At 68.1% G+C, this 9870-nt stretch carries 15 protein-coding genes; 13 read left to right on the forward strand and 2 right to left on the reverse strand.

Annotated elements, in window-relative coordinates; all coding sequences use genetic code 11:
• Positions 1–410: 410 nt before the first annotated feature.
• Positions 411–974, reverse strand: a complete 564-nt coding sequence (locus KL771_RS17795) for a hypothetical protein (protein WP_261969878.1) — start codon at positions 972–974, stop codon at positions 411–413.
• 203 nt (positions 975–1177) lie between these two features.
• Complete coding sequence (locus KL771_RS17800; protein ID WP_315901509.1) at positions 1178–1852, reverse strand: XRE family transcriptional regulator; 675 nt, start codon at positions 1850–1852, stop codon at positions 1178–1180.
• Between the two features lie 115 nt (positions 1853–1967).
• Between KL771_RS17800 and KL771_RS17805 the strand changes: the two genes are divergently transcribed.
• The 13 genes from KL771_RS17805 to KL771_RS17865 all read left to right on the forward strand — a co-directional run bounded on the left by KL771_RS17805 (position 1968) and on the right by KL771_RS17865 (position 9702).
• Positions 1968–2246: a helix-turn-helix domain-containing protein gene (locus KL771_RS17805; protein ID WP_261969879.1), complete on the forward strand. Its 279-nt coding sequence runs from the start codon at positions 1968–1970 to the stop codon at positions 2244–2246.
• 60 nt (positions 2247–2306) lie between these two features.
• Complete coding sequence (locus KL771_RS17810) at positions 2307–2582, forward strand: hypothetical protein (protein WP_261969880.1); 276 nt, start codon at positions 2307–2309, stop codon at positions 2580–2582.
• 187 nt (positions 2583–2769) lie between these two features.
• Complete coding sequence (locus KL771_RS17815; protein ID WP_261969881.1) at positions 2770–3603, forward strand: ParB/RepB/Spo0J family partition protein; 834 nt, start codon at positions 2770–2772, stop codon at positions 3601–3603.
• A 13-nt stretch (positions 3604–3616) separates the two neighbouring features.
• Entirely contained in the window at positions 3617–4129 is a 513-nt protein-coding gene (locus KL771_RS17820) for a hypothetical protein (RefSeq protein WP_261969882.1), read from the forward strand.
• Positions 4126–6051 (forward strand): transposase domain-containing protein, encoded by a 1926-nt coding sequence (locus KL771_RS17825; protein ID WP_261969883.1) that lies wholly within the window; start codon positions 4126–4128, stop codon positions 6049–6051. The genes KL771_RS17820 and KL771_RS17825 overlap by 4 nt, the downstream gene beginning before the upstream one ends.
• A 94-nt stretch (positions 6052–6145) precedes the next feature.
• Entirely contained in the window at positions 6146–7159 is a 1014-nt protein-coding gene (locus tag KL771_RS17830) for an AAA family ATPase (protein WP_261969884.1), read from the forward strand.
• Positions 7159–7365 (forward strand): hypothetical protein, encoded by a 207-nt coding sequence (locus KL771_RS17835; RefSeq protein WP_261969885.1) that lies wholly within the window; start codon positions 7159–7161, stop codon positions 7363–7365. The genes KL771_RS17830 and KL771_RS17835 overlap by 1 nt, the downstream gene beginning before the upstream one ends.
• Positions 7349–7723: a hypothetical protein gene (locus KL771_RS17840; RefSeq protein WP_261969886.1), complete on the forward strand. Its 375-nt coding sequence runs from the start codon at positions 7349–7351 to the stop codon at positions 7721–7723. Before KL771_RS17835 ends, KL771_RS17840 begins: the two co-directional genes overlap by 17 nt.
• The gene (locus KL771_RS17845) at positions 7720–8403 is read left to right on the forward strand and encodes a helix-turn-helix domain-containing protein (RefSeq protein ID WP_261969887.1); all 684 of its coding nucleotides are present in this window, start codon (positions 7720–7722) and stop codon (positions 8401–8403) included. Before KL771_RS17840 ends, KL771_RS17845 begins: the two co-directional genes overlap by 4 nt.
• The gene (locus tag KL771_RS17850) at positions 8396–8923 is read left to right on the forward strand and encodes a host-nuclease inhibitor Gam family protein (protein WP_261969888.1); all 528 of its coding nucleotides are present in this window, start codon (positions 8396–8398) and stop codon (positions 8921–8923) included. Before KL771_RS17845 ends, KL771_RS17850 begins: the two co-directional genes overlap by 8 nt.
• Entirely contained in the window at positions 8920–9198 is a 279-nt protein-coding gene (locus KL771_RS17855) for a hypothetical protein (RefSeq protein ID WP_261969889.1), read from the forward strand. Before KL771_RS17850 ends, KL771_RS17855 begins: the two co-directional genes overlap by 4 nt.
• The gene (locus tag KL771_RS17860) at positions 9195–9434 is read left to right on the forward strand and encodes a hypothetical protein (RefSeq protein WP_261969890.1); all 240 of its coding nucleotides are present in this window, start codon (positions 9195–9197) and stop codon (positions 9432–9434) included. The genes KL771_RS17855 and KL771_RS17860 overlap by 4 nt, the downstream gene beginning before the upstream one ends.
• 7 nt (positions 9435–9441) lie before the next feature.
• Positions 9442–9702: a hypothetical protein gene (locus KL771_RS17865; protein WP_261969891.1), complete on the forward strand. Its 261-nt coding sequence runs from the start codon at positions 9442–9444 to the stop codon at positions 9700–9702.
• The last annotated feature ends 168 nt before the right edge of the window (positions 9703–9870 follow it).

Here is a 9870-nt window from a genome sequence, read left to right on the forward strand (position 1 = left end):
AACAGGCGGGAATGTCCGGAAACGGCGCGGAGGCAACGGTTTACGGCGAGCCGGGGCGGTCTAATCGGGTGGGTCGATTAGACACTTGATCCTGGAGGTACGGCCGGGCGGACACATGAAATCGGAGTCGTCGTCGCCCGCCCCGCTGTGAGGCACGACCCTTCGAAGCGTCTTTTAAGGCTGCGGAAAACGGCTGAGAACCGCCTTTTAGCGACGGCGCGGAAGTACGCCAGGTCGACGCGCTGGCCGCAGGTTGCGGCCTAGTCAGGTCGCATCCATAGGCCCAGCGTGGGCCTATTTCTTTGTCGAGCATGTTGAAGGCAAAACCATCGCCCTCGCAATGATATAGGCGGGGACGTCTCTTCCAGACAGGATCGAGGAATAGGCCCACTTGCGTCGGCAGTTCGTGCTCAGGGGATCAAAGGCGGGAATGCCCGGTGGCCTGTTATGCCGAGGCGGCGTTCGCACATCGACATCATCGAACTGAAGGTGCGGACATCCCGGCCATAGAGAGGCGCACCCTTCTCAGGCGGGTACAGCATGTCGTCGATGATGAAGACCAGGAAACCAGCGGCGCTCGCGCATTCCGTGTGATCAGGCTGCGTCTCCAAGCCGCGTCCCTGAAAGGGAAAGAGCGACCGACGGAGTGCGTCTAAGGTCCCGGCGTCCGCAGCGCGATATGCTGCCACCACTTGGCGTTCAATTCTCTGCAGGTCGCTGGCGAAACGCCGCGCAGTCTCTTGGTCACCAGCTTCAGCCTCCCCGGCGAAAAGCCAGGAAACGGCAAGAGCGATGGCTATGGCCGGAGCCTTCATCACAAACACCAACGCACTTGCCGACCCATATAGACCTTCGTGTCGCCAACCGAGGCGGACGATTACGACCTCAGCGCCCCCGAGGGGCACACTTACCGTTCGGAAGCCTATACCCGGCGCCACCTCGACATCCGCAGCCCTTGCAAGCCAGTTGGTCACCCTGGACCTTCACGACGCGCGGAGCATCTGCTTTCGTTCCGGGATTGACACCCAAGGCTAAGGCGTCAGGTCCCCAGGAAACTGCAAAAAGGATCGCAACAACCATTGAAATCGATCGCATGGCAAACTCCCTGATGGGCCTCTTGCGTGCCTGCCATCGAGGATAGATGCAAACCGTAGCAGACCGCAACCGTCGGCTGCCTTCAGAGTTGCCGTCCCGTCCATCTCACCCTGCCAAATATTCGAAAAGGCTCATCGGGTGGGATCAGCTCATCCGAGGGGTAAAGATCCCGGTTGTCGGACCGCATCGACCAGCCACGCGGAGTCTTGAGTAGTCGTTTGACATAGACATCGTCGCCGAGCGCGAAGACATAGATTTTCCCGTCTGCGGGTTGCGCGCGAGTGTCCTTCCGCACGTCGACGAGGAGCAAATCACCGTCGCCAATGGTCGGCTCCATTGAGCCGCCATGCCCTTGCAAGAGCCTCATCTGATCGGGCTTAAGGCCGATCTGATCAACAATTGCCCAAGGAACTGAAACGAAATCGGCGTTGTCGTCCATCACGGCGCCACCCGCCCCTGCCGACGCTCGGATTGACAGTCTTTGAATAGGAATGGATAGCCCTACGCCTGACGACCCGGATGTTTCTGTTGACGTTTTCGCATATTTATCCGAACCCTTTCCAGTCACGAGCCAGTCGATCGGAGTGCCCGTCGCCTCGTGAATTGCAACCAAGTTCTGGAAGCTGGGCAGCGTCTTGCCCTGAAGATACTGCCGCATCGAGCTTTCTTCGACCCCGCAGAGGCGGGCGAATTCGCTGACCGACTTAATGGACCGCTGCTCCATCAGCCTCCGAAGCCGCTCGGGCACTCCGGACACTTACCCTCCTTCCGCACATATCTCTTGAGAGATTCGTAGATTTGTGCGAGTGTCACCAAGGTGATTTGCAGCCCCGAAAAGAGGCCCCTGCCAGGGCCTGCTCCGGAGACGACGCATGGCAATCCGCCGATGGGACAAACACGCCATCAAAGCCGAGGTGCATCGGCGCGGAGCGACCCTGGTCGGGATCGCGCGCGCCGCGGCCCTCGAACCGTCAGCGTGCAAGGTGGCCTTGCATCGGAAGCATGCCGCTGGAGAACGGGCCATCGCCGGATTCCTCGGGATTTCGCCCGCCGAACTCTGGCCCGACCGCTATGCGGCTCGCCCTGCATCGCACGGATTCAATACCGCGGCGGAGCCCCTCGGCGCCAGTCGGAATCGCCCCGCCGCGTAGACACCGCCGCGGTCGACCGCCGCGCGCAAAATTCCACCCTGAGATACCCGGAGACTGCTGATGTACGTCCTGGTGAAGTCCTCGACCCGCGCGCCTGGCGGCGAGGTCTATTTCACGGGCCAGATCGCCTCGCTGATCTCGGCTTCCGACGATCTCGTGCTGGTCGGCGGCGAAGGGTTCTTCGAAGCCGACGCGCGCCAGTTCCCGCGGTTCGGGGATGCGTCCGATCTCATCCGGATGCTGGACAGCTTCGCGGTCAACGAGCGGTCCGGCTGGCGGCTGCGCCGGCTGGCCGAACCCACCGACCTGGCCGGCCCGATCGAAGCGGCGGCCTGATCATGGTTCCGGCGCGGCCCAATCCCCTGAAAACCACCGCCGCGCCGCTGCGGGCCGGGCAATCTCCCGCCCGGCCCGCATTCCCCGCTCCCGCCGGATCGCATCCGGCGCGGAGGCGCCCCTTGGGCGTTTCCTCCCTCAACTGCCGGCCGGGTCAGACCGGCCGGCGTCTTTTCCCGCGGGCACCATGACGCATATCCGGATTTCAGACATCGACATTCCCGATCGGCTGCGACCGACCGACGACGACTATGTCGCGGGCCTCGCCGATTCGATGGACCGCATCGGCCAGACCGACCCGATCCTGGTGCGCCCGATCGCCGATGGCCGGTACCAGCTGGTCGCCGGCGCGCATCGCCTCGCAGCGGCCGGGCTTATCGGATGGCACGAGATCGACTGCACCGTCCGCGAGATGGACGACCTGGAGGCGCGGCTCGCCGAGATCGACGAGAACCTGATCCGCCGCGAACTGTCGCCGATCGACCGCGCAATCTTCCTGTCCGAGCGCAAGGCCGTCTACGAGCAGCTGCACCCCAACGTCCGGCGGGGTGGCGACCGGAAGAGCGCTGAATTCACAGAGGAAAATCAAACTGCCAACTTGGCAGTCTGGTTTTCGCAGGACGTCGCCGAGCGGATCGGCATCTCCGAGCGAACCACCTGGCGCGCGGTCGCGATCGTCCAAGCGCTCGGGCGGGAGACGCTGGCGCGGCTCCGCGGCACGCCCTTGGCTTCCAATCAGAGCGAGCTGGAAAAGCTCGCCAAGGTGCCGGCCGAGCGCCGCGGCGCGGTTGTGGACGCCATCGCGGCCGGTACGGCCAAGTCCGTGCGCGAGGCGCTGGCCGAGCCAGCGCCCGATCGGGGCGACGTGATCGTCCAGAAGCTGATCGACTTCTGGTCGCGCGCCGGTCGCGACGAGCGCAAGCGCTTCCTGGCCCATGTCGGCATCGCGCCGGCCGAGGCCAAGCGGGTTCTCGACGACTGGATGCGGCGCAAATCCGCATCCGATCGCGGCCAGGCTTGAGGGGGCGGCGGCCATGGCGGCACGGCGCAAGGGCACATCGGCGGACGAGCGGCAGGGAAGCCTCTTCCCGGCGCTCTATCCAGTGCGCCGGCCCACGGCGACGCCGCAGACCGTCGACTGCCTGAAGATCCAGCTCGCGTTAGGCCAGGCGTTGAAGGACTGCCCGGAATCGGCCGCGATCGTCGCCGCGCGCATCACCGAGATGACCGGCCGGCCGCTCTCCGCAGCGGCGCTCTACACCTACACCGCCGGCTCGAAGCCGGAGCACGACATGGGCATCAGCCGGTTTGTCGCCTTCGTGCGGGCGACCGGCGCCCGTTGGCTCTGGGACATGCTGGTCGCCGACGACGGCCTCATCGTCATGGAGGGTCGCGAGGCGAAACTGGCGACCTATGGGCTCCTCAGCCAGGAGCGGCAGCGCATCGACGCGCAGCTGCGCGAACTGAAGTCCGAACTGGAGGCCGATCCGGTCCCGGTCGCCAATGTTCGCCGACGCCCCTCGCCGGCGAAGGGAGGCCGCTCATGAAGGAGTGGTTCACGGTCGCCGACCTCCTGGCCATCGGCCCCGCACCCCTGCCGATGTCTGAATCGGCTCTGAAGCGGCACATCGCCGAGTGCGGGTGGCGCGAGCGGCACGAACAGGCCCGCCTGGAGGCAGGCCCCGGTCGCGAGGGCGGCACCTGGCACTACCATCATTCGCTCTTCCCGGCGGAAGTCCGCGCCCGGCTGCTCGCCCGGCAGGCCCCGATGGCCGAGACGGCCGCGGCCCGCCGGGAGGCCGTGTCGAAGAGCCTCTGGGAACGCTTCGACGCCCTGCCTGAAAAGGCGCGCGCGGAAGCGGCGCGGCGGCTCGCCGTGGTCGACCAGGTGCGCCAGCTCGCCGCCGGCATGACCCGGCAGTGTGCGGTCGCGCTCGCCGCGCGCGAGGCCGATATCTCGACCTCGACTCTCTGGACCTGGCTTCGCCAGGCCGAGGAGGTCCCGCCCGCCGACCGCCTGCCGGCCCTGGCGCCGAAGCATGTCGGCCGCATCGCGACAGCCGACATCCATCCGGACGCGTGGGACATGATCCGCGCCGATTGGCTTCGGCCGGAGGCACCCACCTTCGAGGCGTGCGCCCGCCGCATGCGGGCCGCGGCGGCCGAACACGGCTGGAGCCCGATCCCGAGCGACAAGACCTTGAAGCGCCGGCTCGATGCGATTCCGCGCGCGGTGCAGATGCTCGCGCGCAAGGGCGCCCATGCGGTCGAGGCGGTCTTCCCGCATCAGACCCGTGACCGCAGCATCTTCACGGCCATGGAGGCGATCACCGCCGACGGGCACAAGTTCGACGTGTTCGTGAAATGGGGAGACGGAAGCATCGGCCGGCCGATCATGGCGGCGATCCAGGATCTCTATTCGGGCATGATCCTCGCCCATCGCATCGGAGAGTCCGAAAACTGGACGCTCGTCCGTCACGCCTTGGCCGATATGGTCGAAAGCTGGGGCATCCCGGAGCGGGCGACGCTCGACAACGGCCGCGCCTGGGCCTCGAAATGGCTCTCCGGCGGAGCAAAGACCCGATACCGGTTCAAGATCCGGGATGACGATCCGACGGGGCTGCTGCCTCTCCTCGGCGTGCAGATCGCCTGGGCCAAGCCCTACCACGGTCAGTCGAAGCCGATCGAGCGCGCCTTCCGGGACATGTGCGACGACATCGCCAAGCATCCGCGCTTTGCCGGTGCCTATACGGGCAACAATCCCGCGGCGAAGCCCGAGAATTACGGCGCGAAGGCCATCCCGATCGAAACCTTCCGCGACGTGGTCGCCGCCGAGATCGCGGCGCACAACCGCCGACCCGGCCGAAAGACACAGACCGCCCGGGGACGCTCGTTCCACGAAACCTTCGCCGAGTCCTACGCCTCGGCCCTGGTGAAACGGGCGACCGAGGCCCAGCGCCGCATGCTGCTGCTGGCCGCCGAAGGCGTCACCTGCCGGGCACCGACCGGCGAGGTCCAACTCGCGGGCAACCGCTACTGGGCCGAGCCGCTCGCCGACCTGGCCGGCCACAAGGTCACGGTCCGGTTCGATCCCGACGATCTGCTCGCCGGCGTCTCGGTTTACCGGCTCGACGGCCGGTATGTCGCGACAGCGCCCTGCATCGAGGCGACCGGATTCGCCGATGCGGCCGCCGCCCAGGAACATGCACGCCGGAAGCGGCAGTGGATGCGCGCCCAGCGCGAACTGCTCGCCGCCGAACGGCGGATGACCATCGACGAGGTCGCCGCGCTCATGCCCGAGCCCGCGCCCTATCAGGCGCCCGAGCAGAGAGTCGTGAAGCTCGTCGCCAATGGCGGCCGCGCGCCGCAGCCCGGCCAGTTCGACGAAGAGGCCTTCGGCGCCGCGCTCCGCCAGCTCGCCGAGGCCGGCGCCGACACCGTCACCCCGTTCCGGAGGCCTGGAGCCTGAGGAATCGGCCCCAAGCGGGGCCGCAAATGAGTTCGGGCGGCCGGCCTTGCACGCCGAACCGCCCGAGGGACTTTCACAAGGAGACCAGCATCCCATGAGCGACATCGCAGTTCAAGAGAAGCCCGCGGGCCTCGATCCGGCGACGAATCCGGAGCGCGTGCCGGCCGCGGACCTGGAGGCGTGGCGCGCCGCGACAGAGCGGCTCAACACCCACGCCAAGGCCGCCGGACTGTCCCGGTCCGAGATCGCGCGCCGGTCGGAAGTGCCGATGGGGACCCTCTCGCCCTGGCTGGACGGCAAGTATGGCGGGTCTGTCGCGAACGTCACCGCCAAGGTCATCCGATATCTGGATGCGATCGAGGAGCGCCAGCGCACGGCGGTCGCGATTCCCGACGTGCCCGATTTCGTGATGACGCGGGCCGCGCGCGAGGTCACCGACGCGCTCATCTACGCGCAGACCATGTCGGAGATGGTCATCATCACGCTCGCGGCCGGCATGGGAAAGTCGACCGCCTGCCGGGAGTTCGTCCGCACCTCGCCGGGCGCCTTCATGGTGACGATGCGGGAGACCACCCGCTCGGCCTATTCGATGGTCGCCGAGATCGCGCTCGAACTCGACATCCCGGAACAGAACCCGCGCAAGATCGACCGGGCCATCGGCCAGCGCCTGCGGCGCAACGGCCGCCAGACCCTGCTGATCGTCGACGAGGCGCAGCATATCGAGGACGCGGCGGTCAACCAGCTGCGCTACTGGCTCGACCAGTGGGGCTGCGGCATCGCGCTGGTCGGCAACGAGGAGGTCCACACCCGCTGGGGTGGCGCCAGCCCCCGGGCCGGATTCGGCCAGCTGCACAGCCGGATCGGCAAGCGCCTGTCGCGGTCGGCGCCCTATCCGGAAGACATCGCCCACCTGCTCGACATCTGGAACATCTCCGACAAGGACTGCCGGCGCCTGCTCTCGACCATTGCGAAGAAGGCCGGGGCCTTCCGGCAGGTCGACAAGACGATCCGGCTCGCCCACCTCCTGGCCGCCGGTGCCCAGCAGCCCCTTTCGGCCGACCACATCCGCGCCGCCTGGGCGAACCGCGGCAATGAGGAGCTGCGCTGATGGCCCGCCCCGCTCCCATGGTCTCCGGCGCCGGCCGTCCGGTCGTCGCCACCGTCTCGATCGACGGCCGCCCCTGGCGCGGCCGCGGCAACCTGGTCGACGGCGCATCGCCCGTCGTCGTCCTGACCCTCGAACCGATGCCGGCCGCGCCGCTGTTCTCGCGCCAGGCCGAGGATGCGGAGGTGATCCATGACATTCGCCGCTGAGACCCTGCTCGCCGATCTCGCGTCCGAGTTCGGCCGCGCGGTCGCCGAGAGCCGGCCGGTCGCGATCGAGGCCCAGCTCTACGGGGTCATCTCGCTCGCCCTGACCGGGATCGCCGTCGAACTGGGCCGGCTGCGCGCCGATCGCGACCGGGCCACCGCCGCCTACGCCGCGGCCGTCGAGGAGTGCAACCGCGCGGTCGTGACCTGCAACGAGGCCCTGGCCGTCGCGCGCCAGGTGGTCGCCGTGCAGGAGTGTGCCGCCGCCTCGGTGACGTTGCCCCCCGGAGTGGTGCGCCTGCGCGCGCCCCACGCTCGCGTCGTGCCGATCCGCGTCCCCGAGGGAGGGCAGCCGGCATGACTGCCACCGTCACCGTCGCCACCATTGTCGAATGCGTCTCGGAGGTGACCGGCATTTCGGTCGCCGACATCCTCTCGCACAGCACCGCGCGCGAGATGGTCCGCGCCCGGCATGTCGCCTGCTGGATCGCCAAGAACCGGACAGACTACAGCCTGCCGCGCATCGGCCGGTGGATGGGCGGACGAGACCATTCGACGGTGCTGAATGCCGTCGCGCGGATCGACCAGGCCCTGGCGGATCCGGCCGAGCGCGAGACGCGCGTGATCGTCGAGGCCACGGAAGCCGCCCTGGAGATCGTCGCGGCCGTGCTCGCCACCGGCATCGTGCCGCCGCCGGCCGACATCGATCCCGTCGCCGTCGCCGGCCGGGCGCTCGCCTCGCCGCGGGCGGCGATCCGCCTGACGCTGCCCGAGGTCCAGGCGCTCGCCCGCACGGTCCTGGTCCGCGAGACGGAGCGGCCGGCACCGGAGCCGCGCATCGTCGAGCGTCGGATCGAGGTCCCCGTCCGGCCGCCTGAGGTCGGCACGGCCTTGCGCCGCCTGCGCTCCGCCCGCGCCGCATGGACTCGCGACCAGGGCGGCCGCTTCGAGCGCGCCGCCCGTCAAGAACTCGAAACCGCGATCGACGCCGTTCACCGCGCTTGGGACGGGATCGGACAGCTGGAGGTGAAGCATGGCTAAGAAGACGAAGACGCTCGGCATCAATCTGCCGGTGCCGCAGAACCGGGAAGAGGCCGCCGCGAGCCTGCGCGAGATCGGCGAGATCAACCGAAGGGTCGCGCGCCTGGAGGCGACGCTCAACGATCGACTGTCCAAGCTCAAAGAGGCGGCCGAGACCGAGGCGCAGCCGCTGCGCGACGCGGTCGAGGCGAAGCTCAACGGCCTGAAGGTCTGGGCGGAGGCGAACCGCACCACCCTGACGGGCGGCGACAAGACCAAGACCGTCGACCTCGGCACCGGCATCGTCAAATGGCGCAAGCGCCCGCCCTCCGTGACGCTCCGCAAGGTCGAGGACATCCTCGCCCGGCTGAAGACCATGGGGCTGCAGCGCTTCATCCGCGCCAAGGAGGAGGTCGACAAGGAGGCGATGCTGAAGGAGCGCGAGGTCGCGACCACGGTCGCCGGCGTCTCGATCGGCTCCGAGGGCGAAGACTTCGTGGCCGAGCCCTTCGAGGTCGAGCTGGCGGGAGGCGCGGCATGACCTCCATCTATCTGCCCCGCAGCGCGTCGATCGCCGACTACAGCGTGGCGTCCCGCCTGAAGGGTCCGACGACAGTCACCATCAAGGTGACGATCGCCTCCCCTGAGGATCTGGGCTTCCTGCTCCGCGACCTGCAGGACGAACGGAAGCGTCAGGAAGAGGCCGCCTCGCCCTATCGCCCGCAGCCGAAGAGCCGCAAGGAACGCGACCTGGGCCGGCGCCTGCGCGGCCAGGCCGGGCCGCTCCTGATCACCGATCAGCGGGATGGGGGATGATCGTGGCCATCCAGCGCAAATTCACGGCCGGCGAGCGCGAACTCGCCAAATGTCTCGGCGTCTCGGCCACCGGCCTTGCCATCCTGACCCGCGCCGTGGCTCGGCGCCGTGGCCAGGTCGACCACGGCGGCGTCGCGGCCGCGGCCCTCGAACGGCGCGGGCTGATCGACCGCGCCGGCACCATCACCGAAAAGGGTCGCGAGGTGATCGAGCGCGCCCGCAAGGCCGGGTGGTGAGGACGCTATGAGCGAGGCGATCTTCATCGTCGAAGGGAGGCCGGTCTTCCCGACCTTCGAGCAGCAGGCGTCCTATCGGTACCTCTGTAAGCACCCACCTTTCGACGGGCGCTCTTCGCCGGCTTTTGATGCCGGCTTCGCCAACCCGACAGCGGCGTGTCCGTATCGGCCGAGCAGCTTCGCCGCAGCCAGTTTCCACGCCGGGCAGACCATCGCGCGCGACTTCGGCGACCGAGCCGCGGCAACGCCTGGCGAGGGGGAGCGATGAGCGAGAAGCGCCCCTCGATCCTGCGCCAGATCGCCGAGCTTCGGCGCGAGGCTTTGGATCGCGAGCAGACCTATCCGCGCCTAGTCGCCAAGCGCGAGATGCGCCAGGCGGAGGCCGAGTACCAGCTCGAAAGCATCTGGGCGGCCGTCGCGACGCTCGAATGGTGCG

Source organism: Prosthecodimorpha staleyi, assembly GCF_018729455.1.
Lineage (GTDB): Bacteria > Pseudomonadota > Alphaproteobacteria > Rhizobiales > Ancalomicrobiaceae > Prosthecodimorpha > Prosthecodimorpha staleyi.

Excerpts from the sequence above, each read along its gene's own strand:
- KL771_RS17805 (WP_261969879.1), top strand. The coding sequence starts at position 1,968 with ATGGCAATCCGCCGATGGGACAAACACGCCATCAAAGCCGAGGTGCAT.
- KL771_RS17810 (WP_261969880.1), top strand. The coding sequence starts at position 2,307 with ATGTACGTCCTGGTGAAGTCCTCGACCCGCGCGCCTGGCGGCGAGGTC.
- KL771_RS17815 (WP_261969881.1), top strand. The coding sequence starts at position 2,770 with ATGACGCATATCCGGATTTCAGACATCGACATTCCCGATCGGCTGCGA.
- KL771_RS17820 (WP_261969882.1), top strand. The coding sequence starts at position 3,617 with ATGGCGGCACGGCGCAAGGGCACATCGGCGGACGAGCGGCAGGGAAGC.
- KL771_RS17825 (WP_261969883.1), top strand. The coding sequence starts at position 4,126 with ATGAAGGAGTGGTTCACGGTCGCCGACCTCCTGGCCATCGGCCCCGCA.
- KL771_RS17830 (WP_261969884.1), top strand. The coding sequence starts at position 6,146 with ATGAGCGACATCGCAGTTCAAGAGAAGCCCGCGGGCCTCGATCCGGCG.
- KL771_RS17835 (WP_261969885.1), top strand. The coding sequence starts at position 7,159 with ATGGCCCGCCCCGCTCCCATGGTCTCCGGCGCCGGCCGTCCGGTCGTC.
- KL771_RS17840 (WP_261969886.1), top strand. The coding sequence starts at position 7,349 with ATGACATTCGCCGCTGAGACCCTGCTCGCCGATCTCGCGTCCGAGTTC.
- KL771_RS17845 (WP_261969887.1), top strand. The coding sequence starts at position 7,720 with ATGACTGCCACCGTCACCGTCGCCACCATTGTCGAATGCGTCTCGGAG.
- KL771_RS17850 (WP_261969888.1), top strand. The coding sequence starts at position 8,396 with ATGGCTAAGAAGACGAAGACGCTCGGCATCAATCTGCCGGTGCCGCAG.
- KL771_RS17855 (WP_261969889.1), top strand. The coding sequence starts at position 8,920 with ATGACCTCCATCTATCTGCCCCGCAGCGCGTCGATCGCCGACTACAGC.
- KL771_RS17860 (WP_261969890.1), top strand. The coding sequence starts at position 9,195 with ATGATCGTGGCCATCCAGCGCAAATTCACGGCCGGCGAGCGCGAACTC.
- KL771_RS17865 (WP_261969891.1), top strand. The coding sequence starts at position 9,442 with ATGAGCGAGGCGATCTTCATCGTCGAAGGGAGGCCGGTCTTCCCGACC.